This window comes from Bradyrhizobium septentrionale, assembly GCF_011516645.4.
GTDB classification, from domain to species: Bacteria; Pseudomonadota; Alphaproteobacteria; order Rhizobiales; family Xanthobacteraceae; genus Bradyrhizobium; species Bradyrhizobium septentrionale.
Window position 1 is genome coordinate 8904925 of sequence record NZ_CP088285.1, and the last position, 21104, is coordinate 8926028.

General features: G+C 61.0%; 24 protein-coding genes and 1 pseudogene. 11 read left to right on the plus strand and 14 right to left on the minus strand.

What is annotated here, in order from left to right; translation table 11 throughout:
- The first annotated feature begins 36 nt into the window (after window positions 1-36).
- Genes tnpA (HAP48_RS44795) through tnpC (HAP48_RS44805) form a run of 3 tightly spaced genes read left to right on the plus strand, consistent with a single transcriptional unit; the run spans window position 37 to window position 2496 of the window.
- Window positions 37-432: an IS66-like element accessory protein TnpA gene (tnpA, locus tag HAP48_RS44795; protein WP_166202956.1), complete on the plus strand. Its 396-nt coding sequence runs from the start codon at window positions 37-39 to the stop codon at window positions 430-432.
- The gene (gene tnpB, locus HAP48_RS44800) at window positions 429-776 is read left to right on the plus strand and encodes an IS66 family insertion sequence element accessory protein TnpB (protein ID WP_063676425.1); all 348 of its coding nucleotides are present in this window, start codon (window positions 429-431) and stop codon (window positions 774-776) included. The genes tnpA (HAP48_RS44795) and tnpB (HAP48_RS44800) overlap by 4 nt, the downstream gene beginning before the upstream one ends.
- A gap of 46 nt (window positions 777-822) precedes the next feature.
- Window positions 823-2496, plus strand: coding sequence for an IS66 family transposase (gene tnpC / locus HAP48_RS44805; protein ID WP_166205228.1), 1674 nt, complete (start codon window positions 823-825; stop codon window positions 2494-2496).
- 107 nt (window positions 2497-2603) lie between these two features.
- Here tnpC (HAP48_RS44805) and tnpB (HAP48_RS44810) read toward each other — a convergent pair whose 3' ends face one another.
- Both tnpB (HAP48_RS44810) and tnpA (HAP48_RS50310) read right to left on the minus strand, forming a co-directional pair.
- Entirely contained in the window at window positions 2604-2954 is a 351-nt protein-coding gene (tnpB, locus tag HAP48_RS44810) for an IS66 family insertion sequence element accessory protein TnpB (RefSeq protein WP_166202960.1), read from the minus strand.
- Window positions 2951-3352, minus strand: a complete 402-nt coding sequence (tnpA, locus tag HAP48_RS50310) for an IS66-like element accessory protein TnpA (protein ID WP_166202958.1) — start codon at window positions 3350-3352, stop codon at window positions 2951-2953. Before tnpA (HAP48_RS50310) ends, tnpB (HAP48_RS44810) begins: the two co-directional genes overlap by 4 nt.
- A gap of 132 nt (window positions 3353-3484) precedes the next feature.
- Here tnpA (HAP48_RS50310) and HAP48_RS51005 point away from each other — a divergent pair.
- Window positions 3485-3649, plus strand: a pseudogene (locus HAP48_RS51005) (DUF3892 domain-containing protein); the annotation flags it as partial.
- 517 nt (window positions 3650-4166) lie between these two features.
- On the opposite strand, the gene HAP48_RS44820 reads toward HAP48_RS51005, so the two are convergent.
- From HAP48_RS44820 to HAP48_RS44830, 3 genes are all read right to left on the minus strand, one after another.
- Entirely contained in the window at window positions 4167-5093 is a 927-nt protein-coding gene (locus tag HAP48_RS44820; protein ID WP_166206319.1) for a hypothetical protein, read from the minus strand.
- A 174-nt stretch (window positions 5094-5267) separates the two neighbouring features.
- Entirely contained in the window at window positions 5268-5801 is a 534-nt protein-coding gene (locus HAP48_RS44825; protein ID WP_166206322.1) for a hypothetical protein, read from the minus strand.
- A 448-nt stretch (window positions 5802-6249) separates the two neighbouring features.
- The gene (locus tag HAP48_RS44830; RefSeq protein ID WP_166206325.1) at window positions 6250-6687 is read right to left on the minus strand and encodes a hypothetical protein; all 438 of its coding nucleotides are present in this window, start codon (window positions 6685-6687) and stop codon (window positions 6250-6252) included.
- A gap of 124 nt (window positions 6688-6811) precedes the next feature.
- Between HAP48_RS44830 and HAP48_RS44835 the strand changes: the two genes are divergently transcribed.
- Window positions 6812-7941, plus strand: a protein-coding gene (locus HAP48_RS44835) for an IS3-like element ISRj2 family transposase (protein ID WP_166206328.1) whose coding sequence is annotated in 2 segments (ribosomal slippage) — window positions 6812-7064 and window positions 7064-7941 — 1131 coding nt in all. Because the reading frame shifts where the segments join, the coding sequence is not laid out codon by codon here.
- 35 nt (window positions 7942-7976) lie between these two features.
- On the opposite strand, the gene HAP48_RS44840 is transcribed toward HAP48_RS44835, so the two are convergent.
- From HAP48_RS44840 to HAP48_RS44865, 6 genes are all read right to left on the minus strand, one after another.
- Window positions 7977-8501: a head maturation protease, ClpP-related gene (locus HAP48_RS44840; protein WP_166206331.1), complete on the minus strand. Its 525-nt coding sequence runs from the start codon at window positions 8499-8501 to the stop codon at window positions 7977-7979.
- Window positions 8502-9503 (minus strand): AAA family ATPase, encoded by a 1002-nt coding sequence (locus tag HAP48_RS44845; protein ID WP_166206334.1) that lies wholly within the window; start codon window positions 9501-9503, stop codon window positions 8502-8504.
- 56 nt (window positions 9504-9559) lie between these two features.
- Window positions 9560-9928 carry a hypothetical protein gene (locus HAP48_RS44850; protein WP_166206337.1) on the minus strand — a complete coding sequence of 123 codons (369 nt, stop codon included), beginning with the start codon at window positions 9926-9928 and terminating at the stop codon, window positions 9560-9562.
- A gap of 196 nt (window positions 9929-10124) precedes the next feature.
- On the minus strand, window positions 10125-11546 hold the full coding sequence (locus tag HAP48_RS44855) for an AAA family ATPase (RefSeq protein WP_166206340.1): 1422 nt from the start codon (window positions 11544-11546) through the stop codon (window positions 10125-10127).
- Entirely contained in the window at window positions 11546-11824 is a 279-nt protein-coding gene (locus tag HAP48_RS44860; protein WP_166206344.1) for a TSCPD domain-containing protein, read from the minus strand. Before HAP48_RS44860 ends, HAP48_RS44855 begins: the two co-directional genes overlap by 1 nt.
- A 192-nt stretch (window positions 11825-12016) precedes the next feature.
- On the minus strand, window positions 12017-12217 hold the full coding sequence (locus HAP48_RS44865) for a hypothetical protein (protein WP_166206348.1): 201 nt from the start codon (window positions 12215-12217) through the stop codon (window positions 12017-12019).
- A 131-nt stretch (window positions 12218-12348) separates the two neighbouring features.
- Between HAP48_RS44865 and HAP48_RS44870 the strand changes: the two genes are divergently transcribed.
- The 6 genes from HAP48_RS44870 to HAP48_RS44900 all read left to right on the plus strand — a co-directional run bounded on the left by HAP48_RS44870 (window position 12349) and on the right by HAP48_RS44900 (window position 18233).
- Window positions 12349-12915: a hypothetical protein gene (locus HAP48_RS44870; protein WP_166206351.1), complete on the plus strand. Its 567-nt coding sequence runs from the start codon at window positions 12349-12351 to the stop codon at window positions 12913-12915.
- Entirely contained in the window at window positions 12899-14065 is a 1167-nt protein-coding gene (locus HAP48_RS44875; protein ID WP_224496841.1) for a tyrosine-type recombinase/integrase, read from the plus strand. The genes HAP48_RS44870 and HAP48_RS44875 overlap by 17 nt, the downstream gene beginning before the upstream one ends.
- Before the next feature lie 153 nt (window positions 14066-14218).
- A complete protein-coding gene (locus tag HAP48_RS44880; RefSeq protein ID WP_166206357.1) occupies window positions 14219-14413 on the plus strand; it encodes a hypothetical protein in 195 nt (64 codons plus the stop codon).
- Between the two features lie 1802 nt (window positions 14414-16215).
- The gene (locus HAP48_RS44890; protein ID WP_166202952.1) at window positions 16216-17550 is read left to right on the plus strand and encodes an IS1182 family transposase; all 1335 of its coding nucleotides are present in this window, start codon (window positions 16216-16218) and stop codon (window positions 17548-17550) included.
- A 231-nt stretch (window positions 17551-17781) separates the two neighbouring features.
- A complete protein-coding gene (locus HAP48_RS44895; RefSeq protein ID WP_166206363.1) occupies window positions 17782-17970 on the plus strand; it encodes a hypothetical protein in 189 nt (62 codons plus the stop codon).
- A gap of 83 nt (window positions 17971-18053) precedes the next feature.
- Entirely contained in the window at window positions 18054-18233 is a 180-nt protein-coding gene (locus HAP48_RS44900; RefSeq protein ID WP_166206366.1) for a hypothetical protein, read from the plus strand.
- A gap of 288 nt (window positions 18234-18521) precedes the next feature.
- Here the strand turns inward: HAP48_RS44900 and tnpC (HAP48_RS44905) are convergent, their stop codons facing one another.
- The 3 genes from tnpC (HAP48_RS44905) to tnpA (HAP48_RS44915) all read right to left on the minus strand — a co-directional run bounded on the left by tnpC (HAP48_RS44905) (window position 18522) and on the right by tnpA (HAP48_RS44915) (window position 21029).
- Window positions 18522-20123 (minus strand): IS66 family transposase, encoded by a 1602-nt coding sequence (gene tnpC / locus HAP48_RS44905; protein WP_166205729.1) that lies wholly within the window; start codon window positions 20121-20123, stop codon window positions 18522-18524.
- A gap of 125 nt (window positions 20124-20248) precedes the next feature.
- A complete protein-coding gene (gene tnpB / locus HAP48_RS44910; RefSeq protein WP_166205730.1) occupies window positions 20249-20602 on the minus strand; it encodes an IS66 family insertion sequence element accessory protein TnpB in 354 nt (117 codons plus the stop codon).
- The gene (gene tnpA / locus HAP48_RS44915) at window positions 20583-21029 is read right to left on the minus strand and encodes an IS66-like element accessory protein TnpA (RefSeq protein WP_166205731.1); all 447 of its coding nucleotides are present in this window, start codon (window positions 21027-21029) and stop codon (window positions 20583-20585) included. The genes tnpB (HAP48_RS44910) and tnpA (HAP48_RS44915) overlap by 20 nt, the downstream gene beginning before the upstream one ends.
- Window positions 21030-21104: the final 75 nt, after the last annotated feature.

The following is a 21104-nucleotide window of genomic DNA, read 5'->3' on the forward strand; positions in this document are numbered from 1 at the left end:
CTTGCGAGTTTTTCCGATCTGTAGCTGACTGTCCTTATGGACGGACATAAGGACAGTGCGGTGCTGAGCCGCATGGATTTGGTGGAGACCGGTCGGCGGCGACGCTGGACGCGTGCGGAGAAGCTCAGAATCGTAGAGGAGAGCTTCTCGGGGCCACGACTGGTGTCGGCGACGGCTCGCCGGTATGGGATATCACGTCAGCTTCTGCTGAGCTGGCGCAAGGCTTGGACCTGTCATGATCCGGCCGAAGAGGATTCGATCGGCCCGACATTCGTCCCTGCGATAGTTGCGGCAAGTACGCCGCCAACGACGGAAGCTGTCGAGACAGGTCAGATCGAAATCGTGAGCCCTCAGGGGCTGCGCGTGGTCTTCGGCCCCGGTGCGGATATCGAGGCGGTCGTTCGAATTGCTCGGGGCCTGGCGCGCCGATGATCCCGATCCCGACGGGCGTGCGGGTGTGGCTGGCGACGGGCCATACCGACATGCGGTGCGGCTTTCCGAGCCTGGCTCTGCGCGTGCAGGAAGTGCTCAAGCGCGACGCCATGGGCGGCGGTCTTTTCTGCTTCCGGGGCAAACGCGGTGATCTATTGAAGGTCATTTGGCACGATGGCCAGGGCGCCTGCTTGTTCACCAAAAGACTCGAGAGAGGCAGGTTCATCTGGCCATCGGTTGCTGGTGAATCGGTAACGATCTCTCCGGCGCAGTTGAGCTATCTGTTGTCCGGGATCGATTGGCGCAACCCTCAAGAAACCCAGCGTCCGACGCGGGTCGGATAGTCGTTTTACGGTTTGAATCTGCTGCTCGATCTGATTCAATGGCTCCATGATATCGAAGCCGGATGATCTTCCATCGGACCTTGTCAGTGCCCTGGCGGCGCTGCAGGCCGAGCGTGAGGCGCGACAGAAAGCCGAGGCGAAGGCCGCCAACTGGCAGGCGCAAGCCGCGAATGCGCAGGCGAAACTGTCGGATACCGAGGCGCTGATCGCTCATCTCGAGTTGCGCATCGAGAAGCTGAAACGCGAACTGCACGGGCAGCGATCCGAGCGCTCGGCACGGCTGCTCGAGCAGTTGGAGTTGGAGCTCGAAGAACTCGTCACCACGGCGAGCGAGGATGAGCTTGCCGCACAGGCCGCAGCGGCGAAGACGCAGAACGTCCGCCCCTTCATGCGCAAGCGGCCGGTGCGCAAGCCATGGCCTGACGATATCGAACGCGAGCGCGTCGTCATTGAGACTCCAACGACCTGCGCCTGCTGCGGTGGATCGCGGCTGGCGAAGATCGGTGAGGATGTGACCAAGACGCTGGAGGAGATCCCGCGCCGCTTCAAGCTGATCGAGACGGTACGCGAGAAGTTCACCTGCCGCGATTGCGAGAAGATCAGCCAGCCGCCCGCGCCGTTCCATGCCACGCCGCGCGGCTTCATCGGCCCACAATTGCTGGCGACGATCCTGTTCGACAAGTTCGGCATGCATATCCCGCTCAACCGCCAGAGTGCGCGCTTTAAGGCCGAGGGGATCGACCTGCCGTTGTCGACGCTGGCCGACCAGGTCGGCCACGGGACCTTCGCCGTCATGCCGCTCTTCCACTTGATCGAACGCCACGTGCTCGCTGCCGAGCGCCTTCATGGCGACGACACCACCATCCGTATTCTGGCGAAGGGCAAGTGCACGACCGGGCGGATCTGGACTTATGTGCGGGATGACCGGCCGTTCGCCGGGCCTGCGCCGCCGGCAGCGGTCTATTACGCCTCGAGCGACCGACGAGGCGAGCATCCACAGAGACATCTGGCCGCCTTCGCCGGCATCTTGCAGGCGGATTGCTACAGCGGCTTCGAGCCGCTGTTCGACCCGCAGAAGAAGGCGCTGCCGATTACGCCGGCGTTTTGCGTGGCCCATGCGCGGCGGGGCTTCTTCGAGCTGGCTGATATCGAGAAAAATGCTCGGGAAGGCAAGAAAGGCAAACCGGTCTCCCCGATCGCGCTGGAGGCTGTCAGACGCCTCGATACGTTGTTCGAGATCGAGCGCGCCATCAACGGCCGCGGTGCCGGCGAGCGGCGTGCCGCTCGCCAGGAACAGAGTAAGTCACTTCTCGAGGACATGCATGCCTGGCTGCTCCGCGAGCGCGAAACCCTCTCGCGTTCCTCCGAGGTCCTGAAGCCGATTAACTACATGCTCAGGCGCTGGGACGGCTTCGCCCGCTTCCTCGACGACGGCAGGATCTGCTTGACCAACAATTGCGCTGAGCGCGCATTGAGAGGCATCGCCTTGGGAAGGCGCAACTGGACCTTCGCCGGCAGCCAACGCGGCGCCGACCGTGCCGCCATCATGCTGACGATGATCACGACCTGTCGCCTCAACGACGTCGATCCCAAGGCCTGGCTCGCCGACGTCCTGGCCCGTATCGCCGATCATCCCGCATCGCGTCTGCACGAGCTCTTGCCCTGGGAATGGAAGCTCCTGCGCCAGGCCGACAAGCCAGCCAATCAGCAGGCCGCCTGACCTTCACCCTTCACCCAATGCCATCATAGACCTCGCCGTGCCCGCGCGCATGCGTCAATCAGGCGGCCTCCGTCGTATGCGTACTGACGAACGACTCTTGATAATGATCAACCAGCTCGCATCGGCTGATCCACAACTCGCATCGGCACACGCTTCCAGTCCGAGCCATCGAGCAGCACCGAGAGCTGAGCATGAGATAGCGACATGACGCCTTCCTTGATCGGCGGCCAGGTGAACTGCCCCTCGATTCTTTTGTAGTAAAGGACAAGGCCGCTTCCATCCCAAGTCAGGATCTTCACGCGATCTCGGCGCTTGGAGCGGAAGACATAAAGTCCGCCGTCGAACGGATCGGCTCCAAAGGCCTCGCTCACCAGCATCGCCAGCGAGTCCATGCCGCGGCGGAAATCGACCGGCTGCGTCGCAATCCAGATCGACAACCCAGCTCGAAGCCCGATCATCGACCAACCGTCCCGACCGCCGCCAGCACCTCGCACAGTGCCTCCCGGTCGACTGTCCCCCTGACACGGATGCGAATCGCGCCGACCTCGATCTCGATCGCCGCCTGCTCCTCACTCGGGCGCCCACAGCCGGTGATCGCGACCGGCACAAAGCCAGGTGGCATGCCTCTGTCCCCGCGCTCCGCGACCTGCGCCCGCGTAGCCTGGCGACGCCAGAGAAACAACAGGCTTGGACTGATGTCGTGTCGCCGCGCCACTGCGGACACGCTTGCACCCGGCGCAAAACTCTCCGCAACAATCGCCGCCTTCGCATCGGTCGACCAGCGCCGACGTCGGCCCGTCCCGGTGATGATCTCGACACGCTGCAGCGTGTCGGCGCCGTGTTCGAGGATAGGCATATGCCTATCCTTATCGCTATCCTTACGACTATCCTTTGACATTGTGACCTCGCGACAAACCATTCCGCGAGATCTTCCTAGCCGACCAGATCAACCCTCAGCGCGTGGTCTCCGCATGACGCTCACGAAGAAACAGCCATTGCAAACGTCAAACGCGACAAAAGCGCTTACGATGTCACTGAGCAGGGCAAGACAGCCAAGGTGATCGTCAAAAAACACGATGGTCGCGAGTACCTCAAGACCGAGAACGATCGTTTTCTTCCCGATAATCTTCTGAGTCTTCAGGATTGCTCGTGACCGGCGTGGTCGTAATGTGACTTGAAGTCGTGGTCACACGGGGGCGGCGGTCCGGACCGTTGGCAAGCCTTGAAGTGAGTCACAGAACCGACATCGGTCGCGCTGTGGTACGTCTGCCACTACAATCTTTTGCCGCACTCAATGAAGCCCCACGCACGACGCCAGCGAAGGCGCTGGGCGTTACGGAGAAGGCTTGGAGCATTGCGCAGCTTGTTGACGCGGCGCTCTCTGTGGCCCCGGCGCTACCGTCTGAGACGCATCCGGAACGGCGTCGGAAGTTCACGGTAATTGACGGCGGGAAATCCTAGCGACCGCGATTAGTTCGCGGCAAGCTCTCGGGTTTATCGCCCCCCTCTCGCTTTAGGAGTCCTTCGCGCCCCAGCTTGAGAGCTTGGAAAACACGTTCGCGGCCCGCCTCAAGCGAAGTCCGCTGCTCATTTGTCAATTGCTGTGCACCGGGGATGCGGTCCTCGCTATCCCCTTCGGCGAACTTTGCTCGTGTCATTTGAGCCCTCGATCATTGTTGAACTTGAGATAGTTTCAGAAGAACTGTCACGCAACGCGCAGCAGCACCCGCGAGAAGAAGTGGGGTTACGTGGTGGTCGAAATGGCCGCGTCGATTATCGGCGCACACAAACCCGTAGGTGTTCTCAATTCCTATCTCGCCGGCACGGCCGGCAGTCGTGATCGGAACCACCGCGGTTGATCGATAGTAGCGAAACCAACCTTTGTGCGAGTTGTGATACCGTTGACAGATCCATCGAAACAACAGCCAGTTCGAGACGTAATGAGCTTTCTTCCGGTCGATCACGTAAGCGAAGGCACTATTTTTCGCGTACCAAAATCCATTGAGATTCTCGTCAACATCACGTCGGTGGGTTGATCCAGCTTGGCTGCGGGCGATGGTCGCGATGCCGCCATTACGGTCGAGTAACTTAATGGCTACGTGGCATTCTTTGTCAGTGTATTGATTCAGCAAATTGCAGATGCAATTTGCGATCCCGGTTAGCTCTGAACTGATGTGCTCTGCGAGAGCTGGGGTAAGCTTTCTGCCATCGAGGTATTCTTCGAGAACGTCAAATCTTCGGTTGCTCTCAACTATTTCAGTTAAGATGTGCCGCCATTTGTACTGTTCTTTTTTTAGATCAAGAAAATACTTTATGGCTACCAACAGAAGGAATGCGAATACTATCCCGTAGCGATTTTCATATAGCCAAAGTGCCTTCGGATCAGCCAAAACAAATCCGAAGATGTTCCGAAAGCCGTCGGCGTGTTCAGAGTTGAAATAGGATAAGGCAACTGTACTTGCCGCCCCTAGACCAACCGCCCAATACCCTAAATAAATCGGGTAGGTTAATACCTTCGAAAATGTCCCTGATGAACCGCTCATCGCACGTCCAGCTTGCAATTTAGCAACCTGTAACGATTCTGTTGAATTTGTCACTGGCCTACTTGGGATGAACAGTGGCCTATTTCGGCAAGTACCGAACAGTGGTCCCTTTCACTCATTACGAGTGGCCCCTTTTAGGTAAGAGGCTGGCAAAAGGGGCCACTATTTAGTGGCATGCTTGTCCCGAGCAAGATGCGCTGGACGATCCGGTCAGCCATTGTCGATCTCCTATTTTCGCAGTTGACCGCGGTTCTGCGCGATCAACTCGCGCTGCATCCGAACATGTTGGCTGATGATCCTGCGCACGGCAGCGGCGGCCCCAGCTGCGGCGCCATTCTCCACGGCTTCGCCCTCCTGCCAGGTCCACTCGATGCCGCTGGTTTCGTACTCGTTCGTCTCCTCGTAGATGACGCAGTAAACGAGGACTGCCAGACACAGCGAGAAGGACGCACTCATGAAGTCGCCCGAGTTCGATTTCGGGAGAAGAGGCTCCAGGATCTCCGCCAGCTCCATGTACTCTTCGTTGTGGCGCTTTTTGAAGGTCTCGACGTAGGCCCGGGCCCGATTGGCTGCCCTTGTCGACGACCGCATAGGGATGGTGTTCGACCGATCAGCCTTAACCTCACTCAGGCGCACTCTGCCGCCATGCGTTCGAATTCGCTTCTGGCCGATCTGCCGGCTCAGTGTCGACTTGTGCAAACCCAACTGCCGGGCCGCCTCCGAGATCGAATGAGCGGTTCCGCTTTGTTCATTGGGTGGCACCCCTGTCACCTTCGGTGTTCACCACGGGCCTTAACTTAAGGCCCAAGTTAAGGCCGTAGACGCAACGTCTACACTTTCCAAACACCCGCTTAGCTATTGATGCCATTCTGGTTTTGTCCCGAAACGTTGCAGGTTGCATGTTGTGCGTTGCATAAGTTTTGAGGTCTGGCTCTGGTGAGGTCGAGCGCTACGCTGTCCCGTATTGCTGCTAGCGCTGGGAAGTACCTTTTGATCTGGGGCCGGGCCTGCCGCGCGGGGTGGCTCGGGGGCGAGAGCCCGAAGACGCTCGCCCCGCCGTTCCAGTCTGGCTGACACATCGCAAGGAAAGCCCCAGCGAAATCGAGGGGGCACGCACCACCCGGTCAAGGCGCGCGTGCCCCGCGCCCGCAGTCGCTCCGCCGAGGAAGCCAACCCATTCCCTCGCTGAAGCGCTGCGAACGATCTCCATTTACCTAACTCCCCGCACAAGGTGATTGGCGTCGAAGCGGGCATTGATCTCAGCGACGCTCCGGTCAAGCGCGGAAGGCTGGTCAAACTTCGTCGCTGGTCGAGTGTGGATTTCCTCGGCCGATACTCGCTCGGTTTGAAGGATGGCTGTCACGTCGCGCAGCGACTTGCCTTCGGCTATGAAGGCCGTGGCCCTGTCTGACCTGCCTACCATTTGGCATGCCGCGTGGATGTCTGCAGCGCGCTGGCGTTCAGCGGTAACGGCCGCGCCAGATTGCGTCCATCCCCGGGCATCGGCGAGCGCCGCCATGCGGTCCGGGGGCCGCTGATACAATCTGTAGTCAAAGGCACTCGGCTCCTTTGAGCGAGCAGTATCAGTCCTGGTTGCGTAGCCTTTGGCGACAGCCTCCTGCGCCGACATCCAGGTTTCGGCCTTCATTTCTGCCCTGATCTCGGCAACGGGCCGGCCGGTCTTAGAGCTGGCTCCGCAAATTCGGACAGTAGCTTGAGTGGATTTTCTGCCTGACAGCGGCGAGGATTCTTGCCGCGAATCAGGAGCGAAGATGACGAAGAAGAGCCGCCGGATGCATTCTCCGGCATTCAAGGCGAAGGTTGCTTTGGCTGCGGTCAAAGGCGACAAGACGCTGGCGGAGCTGGCGCAACTGTTTGATGTTCATCCGAACCAGATCACGATCTGGAAAAACCAGCTCCTGGAAGGCGCCGCCGGCGTGTTTGGGCATGACAAGGCGTCGGCCGAGACGCCGGTCGATTTGAAGGCGTTACATGCCAAGATCGGCGAGCTGGCGTTGGAAAACGATTTTTTGTCCGGCGCGCTCACCAAGGCGGGCCTGCTGAGCGCAAAGCGATGATCGACCGCGGTCATGATCTTTCTATCGTGCGCCAGGCGAAGGTCCTGAAGCTGGCTCGCAGCACGGTCTACTATGAACCTCGGCCAGTTTCGGCCGAGGACCTTGCCTTGATGCGTCGGCTCGATGAGCTGCATCTCGATTATCCCTTCGCGGGAGCGCGTATGCAGCGATCGTTGCTGCGGCGGGAGGGCGTATACGCCGGTCGCCGCCACATCGCGACGCTGATGAAGCGCATGGGGATCGAGGCGGTCTATCGTCGCCCGAACACGAGTAAGCCGGCACCGGGTCACAAGATCTACCCGTACCTGTTGCGCGGATTGAAGATCGAGCGGCCCGACCAGGCGTGGGCAATGGACATCACCTACATTCCGATGCGGCGTGGCTTCGTCTATCTCGCGGCGGTCGTCGATGTGTTCAGCCGACGGGTCCTGGCCCATCGCGTCTCGATCACAATGGAGGCGGCCTTCTGCGTCGAAGCGGTCCAGGAGGCGTTGGCGAAGCACGGCAGGCCCGAGATTTTCAACACGGACCAGGGCAGCCAGTTCACCAGCCTCGAGTTCACCGATGTGCTGCTGGACGCGAAGATCGCCATCAGCATGGACGGCAAGGGCGCCTGGCGCGACAACGTGTTTGTCGAGCGGCTCTGGCGCACGGTCAAATACGAAGAAGTTTATCTCCGCGCCTACGACAGCGTGTCCGAGGCGCGAGCGTCAATTGCCAAGTATCTGGCCTTCTACAATCAGGGACGCCCTCACTCGAGCCTTGACGGGCGCACGCCCGACGAGGCTTACTTCGGCACGCAAGCTATGGTGATCGCCGCATGACCGTCGCCGACGATTTTGTCGTCGCTCTGGTCGGGCTACGCCCTCCCGACGCAACGACAAAATCGTAAGGCCCCGCGTTCAGCATAACCCGGCAGGAATCCACTTAAATCCCGCGGGGCGCTGTCCAAACAACCGGCGCCAGCTCTCTTCTCCGCATAGATGTCCGCCATGGAGTTAGCCATGGTCTCGAGCATTTCGACGCTCTTCGCGTGGTCTGAAGAGTTGCCCAATGTCAGGGCGGACGGATCATGGATCATCATCATTGAGCCTGCTCGCATGACGATCTTCTGCCCAGCCATGGCGATCACCGAGGCCGCGGACGCGGCGATGGATTCAACGACAACTGTCACATTGCCCTTGTGACTATCGAGGGCGTTGAAAATAGCTATCCCGTCGGCGGCACTTCCACCCCCGGAATTGATCCGGACAGTGACGTCTCTGCTTCGGCCAAGGGAGGCGAGAGATTCGACCACGTCGAGATAGGTGAAGAATTCGCCCGAAAAGCCGTCACCGACAGCGCCGGACAGAAGGATTTCTCCGTTTCGTGCAATGCTCGGCATTTAGACCGCCCCTTCTACTTCGACACCGAGTACCGCCGCAGGGGGCGCGTCCCGGCGACGTTGAATAGCGAGGCCAGCTTCCTCGCTCGTGCGGATGAAGCTTTCCTCGTCATAAGCTGCTGCAAGCAGGTCGCGCTCTGCTTCGGAGATCAGGCGCGCACGGTCGGCATCGTCAAGGGCTGAGCTGTCGTCCGCGTACTTTTCATTGAACAGTTGCTCAAGCCTCGCGATGTATGCGTCCCGATTCCGCCAGATGTCGACCGCGAGGCCGTCGAATGCAGTATGCGGCCCAACAGATCCCTTACCCGATAGCTTGTATCCAACTCCGGCTATGGCTTGAACGGGCCAGTGAATGCCTTCGCCATAGTCGACGAGATTGGTTAGGTCGGGTTCGCCGGCGGCTGCAATCCGGTCAATCTCGGCGCGGATCAGTTCCTTTGCCTTAGCCGATGTGATCGGCGCTGCGCGGTATTTCTGAAGGTCGGCATCCAGTTCACGAGCACGACGCCTGCAACGTTCAACTGCTTGGGGCAGCGTTTCTTTCGCTTTCAAGGTCGGAGCGGGCCCGTTGTAGACAGTCAGCCCGGCGGGTGCGGCGCGCAGCCAATCATCGATAGCGCCGGTCAATCCTGCTATCTCGGCCCACACTGGCTGCAAATTATCATGGCGTTTCTGCAGAGATGGAAGGCGGCGATCGATGGCCGCCATTCTGTTCGCTTCGGTAGCCAGTGCGGGATGTCCATCTTCGATGCCGTGCACCGATTTCCTTTGAATGATGGTCTGCTTCAGCAGCGTCCGCTCCTGACGCAACTCGAAAAGTTCCTCCATCACCAACATATAACTGGCGTGAGCCTCCCTTTTCAGTTGCTGCAATTCCTCGTAGCGGAGCAGCGCTGCGTGGGGCAGCTTGCCTTGCGATCCTCCACCGACGATGGGAGCGACCATCGCAGTTGCTGCCGCGGCGGTGGCATTCGATAAGGCTGTGGCGGGGCCGGTGACCATGAGAATTCCTCGCTTGGTGTCGAGCTAACGATTCGTCGTTTTCTGGGTTAAGTCACTTAACCCACGAGCCGCCGGAGCCGCTCAGCGCCGAGAACGTGTGGATAAATTTTGAGGGCTTGCCAATAAACGTACTCGATCTTGCCGACCCTCCGCGCCGGTGGCTGGTCGAGCAGCCGCTCGTGTAGCCAGGCGCCGGCCTCATATCGCCGCCAACCCGCGCCGAACGCCTCAGCCTGGGCGCGCGCAGACGGCAGGTGACCGCAGAAGCGCGCCATGCCGTCGGCTAGGATCTCGTCCCGGGTCGCATTCCGCGGCCTGCTGATCGCGCGCAACGCCTGCGCGGCAGCGGCGCGTTCCTCCGATGTTAGGTCGGCGCCGGCGGCGATCGCCTCCGCGAGGCGGTGAAGGTCGACGGCCACGGTCACGCGAGCACCGTCAGCGAGCGGAGCGCCAGCGGCCCGCCCAAAGGGCCGCGGCGGGCGCTTCGATCCGCCCTAGGGTTATAGGGGGATAGAAGGAAGGGTGATCGAAGACGATCGAAGGGCGATCGAAGGGCGATCACATGCCTGATCGAAGGGCGATCGAAGGGCGAAAATCGGGGATCGAAGGGCGATCGAAGACTCATGCGTCGGCCCCATCGGTATTGCCGCGAGCGATGTGTTTGGTGCGTTTAGACGCCGGCCCCTCCGTGACGTTTTGGATCAGGCCAGCGCTGAACAACCGCTCTTGCGCAGCCTTGAAGGCACGCGCGGTGATGCCGTTTGCTTCTGGCATGTCGGCAAACACCTTGGGTGCATATCCCCGGCCAGGGTGCTCACGGACTTCACGGCCCTGCAGTGTCAATCGATCAAGGCAAGCAAGATAAGCCCGATCGACGGTGTTGAACCCGGTTGCACGCGTCAGCGCTGGAGCGCTATCAGGAACGAAACAACCATCCTCCCAGCGCAGTTTCACCTTTTCGCCAGGCGCCCCATAATTAATCTTCTTCACCTCCAGTATGCGGTCGATGCCCTCCTCGGCGTCGGACACGGTCTCAAGATGCAGGCGTGCGCGCGTGGCGTTCTGCCAATCCATGCTCCCGCCCCTGCCCGTGCCACTGGTGATGCCGGATAGCGACGGATGGTCTAGCAACAGCACTGCGCAATCGGCTTGGCGTGCCAGCCTCCGGAACATGCCGACAAACGAACGAGCATGAACGCGATCGTTCTGGTTGCCTCCGAACACCGCGGCGATGCTGTCGACCACGATTAGCGCGGGACGGATTTCGAGCGCGGCGGTGCACAGGCGGTCGAACAGCGGCGTCGGCACGATCGGGCCATTCGGCCGGGACAAGCCAAGCAGGCAACCGTCGGGATCAGCGAAGTGAAAATGCAATCCCGCAATCTCGGACGGCTCGAGCCCGCGCTTGCGCGCTACGCGATCGAGCCGCCTGCGCATCTCTGGTTCTGGCTCCTCGCCACTAAAAAAAATGACCTGGCCACTCAAGCAGGTGGTGCCGAGCCAATCGCCAAGTCCGCGCTCCACAGCGATCGAGAGCTGCAAGGCAACGGTGGTTTTGCCGCCGCCGCCGTCTCCGGACAGGATCGTGGCGTCCCCTGCAGGAATGCGGTTGGTCGCTAACCAGCGCATCTCCTCAAGCGGTAAGTCGCGCCATGCCGGTGGACAGATCAGGGCAAGTGGCACGGCCGGTGCAGGTTCTCGTGCTGGTTCGCTGTGGATCCCGTAGGCGTCTGGGCTGTCGGGAAACGGCGGTTCCTCCGGATCGCGCATGCTTGCCGGCAAGGTGACTTCGTAGGCAATGTCGCCGATTAAAACCTCTTCGTCGCTGCCTGGTTCGCCCGCCAGGCCATGCGAGCGCGCGACCTCGAATATTTTATCGGTGACTTGCGCTGGATGAATCCACCCCTCAGCGACGATGGACTGCAGTCGCAGCGCTGAGGTGCGCAATGCGGAAAGACGTTCCCCGCGAGGCGCTATCGCGACATCGCGCGCGATGTTTCTCAGCGCAAGCTGCGCGTCGGTGATCGGCGCCGGAGCATTCATCACGGCGCCTCCGCCAAATCAATCGCGATGGCGATCGGACCGCGGATGCTGTGCCTGATGGTGTCGACGCTTACGCCGTGCTGCAGAAGCAGGCTGACCAGCACCGCTGCGGTCTCCGCGTGCTGCTGCAACGGGCTGTTGAACTTGCCGGCATCAAGGAAGATTTCGGCAAGGCCGCCGTCTGCGAAGCGGGTAGCACTTGCTCTGTACCGATGTCCTTCAAACTCAAAACTGAAGGCGACTGACAACCGTTTGTTGGGAAGTCGTTTCCGGCTCATCTGGCGAGCCCCCACGCGAGGGCCGCAATCGTCTCGGCCGTCGCCGCTGTTAGGGCGAAGAGCCGCCGCAGGCGGGCAACCTGTTGAATTTCTATCGGTGATTTCGTAGGGTGCGAACCATCCAAAGCGCCAGCGAGGACCGTTTCGCGAGCCCGGCCGTCACAAGCGGTCGGGCTTTGCATTTCGGCCATGCTATGCGGCCTTCCCGCCGGTCAGCCGGGCGTAATGGTCACGAATGACGCGCTTAGATGCCACCCACTCGCGCCCGTCCTTGCCGCCAGGCAGCTGCCCGGTGGTCAACTTGTAGCCGGTGGCCCTCTCATCCTCGTTGATGAATTGCGCGATTGCCTTGATGCCGCGAAGGATGTCGCCGGCCAAGTCCAGATCACCCATTTGTCAAATCTCCCATTAGTGCAAATCAGCACTAACGATACGGCCGCGCAGTTGATTAGTGCAAGAGTGCACTTGCACTAATCAACAGGCCATGCTTTGCTGTCATCTGCGGCTATTGGGAGCAAATCGGCATGGAAGTGGAACTTAGATGGTCGGTGAGCTACGCGGATGCCGAGGGTATCCTTGCACGCATCCATCGTGCCGGCGATGTACAGCAAGCTGCATTTCGCGCTCGGCTGAAGCACCTCAAGCGCCTTGGCATTCCTCTGGAAAGCTCTCCTGGTCGCGGTGCCAAGATCTGGTATTTCGAAGAGCAGATGTGGCAATGGGCGATCGCTCTCGAGCTGGCGGAATTTGGTATCGATCCGGGCACTGTCGCCGAGTTCATCAAGGAAAACTGGTCGTCGGATTTGCTGCCCAACTTCAAGCGAGCGATGAAGGAATATTCGGCGGGCAAAACGGATGACCTGCTCCTCGTCTTGCATCCAAACCTGATGCAATCCGGCTGGGCCGCCGACAAGGTTGCGCTTGAGCCCGAATGGCGCAGGCCCAGTGAAGGGCTGAAGATCACGCGGCTGCTTGCGGAGCGCCGCACCATGATCGTGAATGTTAGCGAGCTCTGCCGCCAGATGGGATTGGCGAAGGTCGCGGTGCAGTCGTCTCGAAAGCCGGGAGGCAGCGTTGGCAACAATTCGTAAGCGGAAGCTTCCGTCAGGTTTGGTGCGGTGGCAAGCCTCCTATGTAGACGGAGGCGGCAAGCGCCGCGCAAAGCTGTTTGAGCGCAAGGGCGATGCCGAAGGGTGGCTGACCGAAACTCGCCACGATCTCGCGCGCGGCATCCACACGCCCGACAGCATTTCGCCGACGGTGAACGAAGCTGGTGCGCTGTGGCTTAAGCGAAGTCGAGAGAAGGGCCTCGAGGCCGGCACAATCAAGGGCTACGAAGAGCACCTCTACCTGCACATTGCGCCATTCATCGGGGCCAAGAAGCTCGCCGAGCTGCCCTCCCCTGCAATCAGCGCTTTCGCAGACCGGCTGCGCGACGAAGGCCGCTCATCGGAAATGATCCGGCGGGCCGTCCGGTCTCTCGGATCAATATTTCGGGAGGCCAAGCGCCGCGGCCTCTCCGCAGTCGACCCCACGGTAGGATTGGATCTCGACCTTCCTGAGCGTGATGATCCGCGTCCGGTGATCCCGACGAAGCCGGAGTTGCAGGCGATCATCAATGGAGCCGCCGGCCGTTGGCGGCCGATCGTCCTGGTCTTCGTCTTCTGTGGGTTACGGGCGAGTGAGCTGCGCGGCCTGCGATGGATGGATGTCGACTTCGAGACGCGAGAGATTACCATCAAACAGCGCGCCGACGTGTTCCACAAAATCGGCCGCCTGAAATCGAAGGCCGCATACCGGTCGATACCGATGGCGCCGATCGTCCTGAATAGCCTGCGGGAATGGAAACTCACATGTCCAAAGGGTGAGCTGGGGCTGGTGTTCCCCACTGGCGCCGGCGGCGTCGAGTCCCACAGCAACATGATGTCCCGCGGCTTCGAGCCCCTCCAGGTGGCGGCGGGCGTGACTGACCTTGAACCTGTGCTGGACGGAGGTAAGCCCGTGCTGGACGCCGGGGGCGAGCCGAAGGTGGTAGCGGTGGCTCGTTACGGGATGCACGCCCTGCGCCACGCCTGCGCTTCGCTGTGGATCGAGCAGGGGATGAACCCCAAACGCATCCAAAAGCTGATGGGGCATTCGACCATTCAGTTGACGTTCGACCGATACGGCCACCTGTTCAAGGACAGCGACGCCGACCAGCGCGCAGCCGAGGATATCCAGGCGCGACTGCTTGGAGGCTAGCCGCAACGCCGGAGCAACACGGATTGTTTAGCGCTTTGATTTTATTGATATAAAAACGGTTTTGTAAACTGAAGGTCGGGGGTTCAATCCCCTCAGCCGGCACCACCAGTTTGGCCGACATTCCGCTCTCATCCGTTTGGGTGGAGGTTACCCATGGATAAGAGCGCCCGTGCGGCCTTTGGCGGTCCACCAGGACCGCTAATCAATCCGGCCGGCGTCATCCCGGGTTTCGAGCCGATAGAGCTCCCCGGCCTTCCTGGGCACAACCACGACGCTATCGACAAGCTCTCGAAAGCTCGCGGCCAATTCACTGGTTACCTGGCCGTTGGCACCGGAAATGCGTTCTAGGTTCTGCTTAAAACGCATGATCGCGGTGGGGTGCGGCCCAGACAAAGTTACGCCGCCCGTTTGAAATAAATACGGACGGCGTTCCCCTAGCCCCGAGAGGGTACGAACAAAATCCCGGATACTGCACTTCTCGAGTGCGATGACCTCTTTACTTGCGGAGCCTGTCCTTCTCCTTCTGCATGGCGGCAGCACTTCTGTTGATCTGTTTGCTCCAGAAGTGGTTCAGGGCGGTTCTAATTACCGTGTCGCTCTTGTTTGCCCATCGCCTGCGGAAATCAACTATTCTCTTCACGCCGATATCTGCATGGGATGGGTGTCGACCCATCACGTCGGCGCTCGCAAACCCGGGGACCGCTGCCATTCGCTCAAGTGCGAGCCGGTTTCGGCCAGACGAGCCTTGCGGACCAGGCGCTGGCGCTCGATGCCTGGGGGAGTCCCCCGGGCCTCCTTGCGGAGCCGCTCTGCCTGGATGCCAAGCCGCTGTTCAAGTGATTGAGTGTGTATGAGATGTCGCTTCAAGGACATGACACGCTCCATTCCGTTAGAGGAAGGCGGGAGCGCGATCGAGCGTTCTCATCACCGATATAAGCCACGGGTTCGGGCGGTGATGGACTTACTGTGTGCCTGTCTGGAGCGAATAGCGAGCTATTTGTTTCAGGCTTATTGTCGCAACTCGCGGAATGATTGGCGCCCAAGGAATGATGGGCCGGAACGTTTGCTGTGGCTCGACGGTAGGCCGCCAACTGACGCAGCCTTCCTCCGAGCGATCTGCCATCGCCTTATCGATGTCCACAGCCAGATTCCTAAAGTTCTTCGGCGCGTCGTTTCTTTGCGCTGGCCTTCACCGGGACGTGACCTCAGCTTGCCGAGATGGTCCGTCGACCACAGCAGCCCCGCCAGCTCGCAGGAGAATATGGCAGCTCCGAGCTTGGGGACGCGAGCCTTGTCGCTGCAGGACTGGCCGGAGATTGGCTCTTCGACGCTGCCGCCGATGCCGTCCGCTCCTGCAAGTCTCTTGATGACCCCGTGAATGCCGACCGTCCTGCCGCCGTTGTTGCCTTCAAACCGAAGTGCCTGGGCATCGAGTCCTCCATCCAGATAGACACGGCTTAAGCCGAGTTGTGTTGGACCAAGCCGAGCATTTATTTGCGGCTCAATCAAAGCGCCTTGCGGCTTACCCACAACGTACACAGGAGGCCGTATTTTCCCGGTTGTCGGGCGGCGCTCCACATCATCGATCGCGCTGACGGCACCCCGATGCACGCTACGCGCCGACCGACGCTGAGCCGTCATACGAAACAATTACCTTCCGGCGATCCGCCTCACCGCGGCCATCTCAAGATTCCCGATTGCTGAGAAGGAGAGCGCGAATGTGGAGATCAGCTCTGGCAATCACGGTCATCGCCTGCGTGATGTCGCGTGTCGCATCGGCGCAGGACATCTTCCTGCCGGACCCCCAGAAGATCGATTCCATGACGAGGAATTGTGTCTACAACAACGCGTTTTATTCCCAGGGGGCCCTCATCTGCCTCGGCGGAGGTCGCGGTCTCCAATGCAGCAGCGGGAGTTGGGTCCCCACTCAGGATCCCACTGCCTGCAAGGACCAAGTCCCCACACCATCCCCGCGGTGACCTTTCGCCTTCCCGTCTCGCTACACCAGCCAGTTCGATTTCTCGCTCGTTCTGCAAGTGAGCGGCCGATCGGGCCACAACAACCGCCACATCAACGTGGTGGTGAAGCGCTAGGAGCTTGTCTGGATAGTCGCTGTTCAAATCTGGTCGGGTCTGATTCAACATTGGGCGATGAGCAAGTATTTTCGGCCTTGGAACATCGATCAGACGCTGCTTCTGCCGCCGAATGTGCAGGACTTCGTGCCGAAAGGCCATGTCTCGCGGTTTATGGTTGATCTGGTGCGGGAGAGCCTCGATCTCAGGGAGATCATGGGCAGCTATGTGAGCGGGCTTGGGCAGCCGCCGTTTGATCCGCGGATGATGGTGGCGCTGCTGCTGCATAGCTATGCGAGTGGGCTGTATTCGTCGCGTCGGATTGCCAAGGCCTGCCGGGAGCGGAACGATTTTGTGATGATCGTGGCGCTGGATGCGCCGGATTTTCGGACGATCAGCGACTTTCGCAAGCGACATTTGAAGGCGCTCGGCGCGCTATTCGTGCAGGTTCTGAAGTTGTGCGAGACGGCCGGGCTGGTCAAGCTCGGTCATGTCGCGCTGGATGGTACGAAGATCAAGGCGAACGCGTCGAAACACAAGGCGATGAGTTATGAGCGCATGAAGAAGCGCGAGGCGGAATTGAAGGCCGAGGTCGCTCGCATGCTGGCGGCCGCCGAGGCGGCGGATGCCTCGGAGGATGAGACTTTCGGCAACAGCGACGAACTGCCGGACTGGACCGTCGACAAGCAGAAACGGCTGGCGAAGATCCAGCAAGCGATGGCGGCGCTGGAAGCGGACGCCAAACTGGCGGCGGAGGAAGAGCGCCGCATCGAGGCCGAAAAGGAACAGCAGCGCCAGGCCGAAGGCCGCAAGAAGCCGGGCAAACCGGCGGCGCTGCCATCGGAGGAACCCAATCCCAAGGCGCAACGCAACTTCACCGATCCGGAAAGCCGCATCATGAAGTCGAAGGATGGCTTCGTTCAGGCCTATAATGCCCAGGCGGCCGTCGATGCACATGCCCAGATCATTGTCGCGCAAGAACTGACCCAGCACGGCAGCGATCAGGGCCAGTTGGTGCCCCTGATCGAGGCCATCGAGAGCAATCTTGGCCGCAAGCCGCGGCAGGCCTCAGCGGATTCCGGCTACTGCAGCGAAGCCAATCTCGAAGCGCTCGACACACGCAGCATCGATGGCTATGTCGCGCCCGGACGCGCCAAGCACCCGACAGTAGCGAACGGAAAAGTCGGCGGCCCGCTGACACAGGCCATGCGAAAGAAGATCGACGATGGCGGCTTCGAAACACCCTACCGATTGCGAAAGCAAGTGGTGGAGCCGGTGTTCGGGCAGATCAAACAGGCAAGAGGCTTCCGCCAGTTCCTGTTGCGGGGCATCGAGAAAGTGCGCGCCGAGTGGACAATGATCTGCACCGTCCATAACCTCCTCAAGCTGTTCAACCTCGCAAACGCAGCCTGAGCCTGCTACTCTACAACAAATGCCCGTCACGAAAACATATCTGGACGGGCTCCTAGGCTAGATCGCCCTTCAAACCGGCTCACGCTGGAGGGCCGGGTCGGAGACACCCGCGACGCCCTGCGCCTTGGCAGGAATCGTGGGATCATTCCCGTAGGATCACCCATCCGCCGCCTTGTTTCTGTCCTTGCAGCCCAGAATGGGGTATGCAGAATGCGGGATGGGACTCAGCCAATGACCTATTTGATCCTTGCCCGTGATGGCACCAGCCAGATCGTGCTGAAGCGCGACAGCGAAGATGCGGCCGAGAAGAAGGCGCGCGAGCTGAAGGAGATGGGCTGGTTCGAGGTCGAGGTCCGCGAGGACAAGGCGGAGCACGCAGCGGCGGCCGCGCTGACCGATCGCTCACAGACCCTTCAATAGCGCCTTCCCTTCAATGACGCCGTTAATGACGGCTTGATGAACCTTTGCCTGATGGCCCTTACACATATGTGAGGAGCCGTCCCATGTCCGATACAGCACATTACCGCTTCCAGTCCGATCAGGCACGACGGCTGGCCCGCCAGGTCACCGACGCCGCGGTCCGCCAGCAGCTGCTCGAAATGGCCGAGGAGTATGGCCGCTACGCCGACCTGATCGAGGCCCGCAGCACCGAACCAGCGCCGGCCGCGGCGGCCGCGCACTAGACTGAGCCCCTGCCCCGTTCGCGACGCTGCGCCCATCCGGCCGGCTCATCCCCTGATCAGCACGCCCAAGACCTTCAGGTCCGCTCCTGACGCGCTTTCTGAGCGCAGCTCCAAATCCCCGCGAAACCGCCTGAGGATTTGTTCGGCACATTATGCCCCCTCACGCGATTTTCCTGTAAGCGCGCATTTTACTGCACAGGCTGCGCGCGCGGCTGGCCGCGGCGTCGCGTGGCGCCGGGGCCCAGCGGGATCATCGGAACGGCTTGATTGATCCTGAGCGTTTGACGGTCAGCCGCTGTCGTTGTCAGCTGGCAGGTTTTTTTGAGCGGTGCAATTGAACGGCAACAGATCTTCGATATCGGCGTCTGGCGCGCGTTGGGGCAATTCGGTGAGCGCGTGACGTAGCCATGCATAGGGATCGACGCCGCATGCCCGGCATGTCAGCACCAAACTGTAGATCACGGCGCTTGCCTTGGCGCCGGCAACGGTGTCGCTGAACAGCCAACTTTTTCGTCCGGTGCAAAACGGCCTGATGTCGCGCTCCAGAACATTGTTATCGATCGGGGCGAGACCGTCACTGGTGTAACGGGTCAGATAATCCCATTGGTTGCGTGCATAGGCGATCGCCTTGCCGGTCAAGCTTTCGGGTAGCACCTTCGGCGCCTGGTCGTCGAGCCAGGTCCGGAAGGCGGCCAATACCGGCAGGCTATGCTGCTGGCGCAGCCGCAAGGTGTATGCGGCGCGCGTTTCGCCGTCGGGCGGCGTCTGGCGCGCCACCCTCTCGACCTCGTACAACGCCTCGAAGAACTTGAGCGCCTGCAATGGCGGACCGCCAGGCTTTGTCCTGGCCTTGAGCGCATCGGTAAATTTCCTGCGCGCATGCGCCATACAGCCGAGATGGGTCGCGCCTGTCAGCGTGCGCCAGGCGTCATAGCCGTCGCTCATCAACAAGCCGCGATAGCCGGCCAGGAAGGCCTGAGGATGTTGCTGGCCGCGACCGGGCTGGTAATCGAACAGCACGACCGGCTGCGCGCAGTCCTGGCCGCTGCGATAGGCCCACATGAAGGATTTGGCCTGCGCATCACGGCCGTCCTCTTTAAGAACCTGGACCCAGGTTTCGTCGCCGTGGACCAGGGGCTGCGACATGAGCTTTTGCTGTAGCGCGTCATAGACCCGATGCAGATGCAACTCGCTCGCCCGGATCACCCAGTTGCCCAGCGTCCCGCGGCTGATGCTGACGTCGGCGCGCCCCAGCGCGTCCGCCACACGGTACAGCGGCGTGCCGTCGACGTATTTGTTGGCGAGCACCAGCGCCAGCGTCGATGGCGTGGCGACGCTACCCGGCAGCGGCTGCGCCGGCATCGGCGCGGTCACAATCGGGGTGTTCAGCGCGGTGCGCTCGCAGTGACGGCAGGCATATTTGAACCGCACATGTTGCAGCACCGACGCCTTGACCTCGACGTGCAACTGCTCGGTGACGGTCTCGCCCATCCGATGCATCCGATTATGGCAGCACGGACAGTCCTTTTGATCCTCACCCAGATCGTGTTCGACGCGTTGGCGCGGCAGATCGTCAGGCAGCGGCTTGCGGCCGCGTGCCTTCGGCGCCGGCTTTGGAGCCTCCGGCAATCCCGTGTCCGGCACGGCGACCGCCTCGACATCGTCGTCGTCCCGGCTTTCAGCGGCGGCCTGCTCGGCTTCGTTGAAGATGCGCTCCTTGAGCTTTTCGCTCTTCGGCGCATACCGGTGCAGGCGCTCCAGGCGCAACTGCTCCTCTAGATGCAGCACGCGTTGTGCGAGTTTCTCGTTTTCGGCCTTCAGCGCCGCGATCTCGGCCGCGTGCGCCGCGATCAAGGCTTCCAGTTCGTGCGTCGTGGGCTTGCGACTCATCGGAGTCTTGAATCGAAGTCATGCCGCCGCGTCAACCGGGCTCCCATGTCTTCGTCATGTCTTCGGCCGCGTCATCTGAGAACGGCCATGCCGAAGCCCGATGACGCCGCCCGCATCGAACACGCTCAGCCCACGCTCTGATATTGCCGCACCGGATGACGACGCACCGCCGCGATGTTGATGCCGTCAAGCAGCCAGTGCAGCTCCTCCGTCGTCAGCGTCAGCACCGCCTCCTGACTTCGGGGCCAGTGGAATCTGTCGGCCTCCAGCCGCTTCAGCAGCATCCAAAATCCTGACCGATCATAAATCAGCAGCTTGATCCGGTCGCGGCGACGATTGCAGAACGCGAACACCGCGCGCTGGAACGGATCCAGCCCCATCGACTGCTCGACCACGATCGCCAGGCTGTTGATGCCCGCCCGGAAGTCAATCGGTTCGCGGTGAAGGTAGACCCGAAGATCAGACGCCAGTCGGAACATCGCAACGCCCCAGCGCTTCAATCACCGCCGACAGCAACTGCGCGTCGCCGCCTTCCAGCGAAAGCGTCACGCCGTTGGGCATCGATGCCGTCAGCCGCCCTGCACAGGATCGCTCCGTCGCGCAAACCGCAATCGCGCCAGCAGATCGAGTTGGCGACGGCGACGGCGCGCGAACCGGAATAAAGGCTGGCGCAATCGGCGCCCGCGCCTCCGGCTGGCCATCCCCGTTCTGAAGTTGTCGCTTGGCCACCCACTTGCGCAGCAGGTTCGCGTTCACGCCGTGTTGCAGCGCAAGCCCCGCCAGCGACACGCCAGACTGCAGACAGGCCTCGACCAGCCGCTGTTTGCTGGCCGGATCATAGCGACGCCGGCCATTGCGCAACACGCCGACCGTCTCAAGTCTCAAAGGTTCTTCTGGAGTGATCATCGATCGTGTCCACCTCGCTCATGGTGGACACCTCATCCCATCCCCGCGCTCAACTGCATAGGTGCGTAGAAAGGA

Bases quoted from the DNA above. Each gene is read 5' to 3' on its own strand.
- tnpA (WP_166202956.1), top strand. From the start codon at position 37: ATGGACGGACATAAGGACAGTGCGGTGCTGAGCCGCATGGATTTGGTG.
- tnpB (WP_063676425.1), top strand. From the start codon at position 429: ATGATCCCGATCCCGACGGGCGTGCGGGTGTGGCTGGCGACGGGCCAT.
- tnpC (WP_166205228.1), top strand. From the start codon at position 823: ATGATATCGAAGCCGGATGATCTTCCATCGGACCTTGTCAGTGCCCTG.
- tnpB (WP_166202960.1), bottom strand. From the start codon at position 2,954: ATGATCGGGCTTCGAGCTGGGTTGTCGATCTGGATTGCGACGCAGCCG.
- tnpA (WP_166202958.1), bottom strand. From the start codon at position 3,352: ATGCCTATCCTCGAACACGGCGCCGACACGCTGCAGCGTGTCGAGATC.
- HAP48_RS44830 (WP_166206325.1), bottom strand. From the start codon at position 6,687: ATGAAGGCCGAAACCTGGATGTCGGCGCAGGAGGCTGTCGCCAAAGGC.
- HAP48_RS44840 (WP_166206331.1), bottom strand. From the start codon at position 8,501: ATGCCGAGCATTGCACGAAACGGAGAAATCCTTCTGTCCGGCGCTGTC.
- HAP48_RS44845 (WP_166206334.1), bottom strand. From the start codon at position 9,503: ATGGTCACCGGCCCCGCCACAGCCTTATCGAATGCCACCGCCGCGGCA.
- HAP48_RS44855 (WP_166206340.1), bottom strand. From the start codon at position 11,546: ATGAATGCTCCGGCGCCGATCACCGACGCGCAGCTTGCGCTGAGAAAC.
- HAP48_RS44860 (WP_166206344.1), bottom strand. From the start codon at position 11,824: ATGAGCCGGAAACGACTTCCCAACAAACGGTTGTCAGTCGCCTTCAGT.
- HAP48_RS44865 (WP_166206348.1), bottom strand. From the start codon at position 12,217: ATGGGTGATCTGGACTTGGCCGGCGACATCCTTCGCGGCATCAAGGCA.
- HAP48_RS44870 (WP_166206351.1), top strand. From the start codon at position 12,349: ATGGAAGTGGAACTTAGATGGTCGGTGAGCTACGCGGATGCCGAGGGT.
- HAP48_RS44880 (WP_166206357.1), top strand. From the start codon at position 14,219: ATGGATAAGAGCGCCCGTGCGGCCTTTGGCGGTCCACCAGGACCGCTA.
- HAP48_RS44890 (WP_166202952.1), top strand. From the start codon at position 16,216: ATGAGCAAGTATTTTCGGCCTTGGAACATCGATCAGACGCTGCTTCTG.
- HAP48_RS44895 (WP_166206363.1), top strand. From the start codon at position 17,782: ATGACCTATTTGATCCTTGCCCGTGATGGCACCAGCCAGATCGTGCTG.
- HAP48_RS44900 (WP_166206366.1), top strand. From the start codon at position 18,054: ATGTCCGATACAGCACATTACCGCTTCCAGTCCGATCAGGCACGACGG.
- tnpC (WP_166205729.1), bottom strand. From the start codon at position 20,123: ATGAGTCGCAAGCCCACGACGCACGAACTGGAAGCCTTGATCGCGGCG.
- tnpB (WP_166205730.1), bottom strand. From the start codon at position 20,602: ATGTTCCGACTGGCGTCTGATCTTCGGGTCTACCTTCACCGCGAACCG.
- tnpA (WP_166205731.1), bottom strand. From the start codon at position 21,029: ATGATCACTCCAGAAGAACCTTTGAGACTTGAGACGGTCGGCGTGTTG.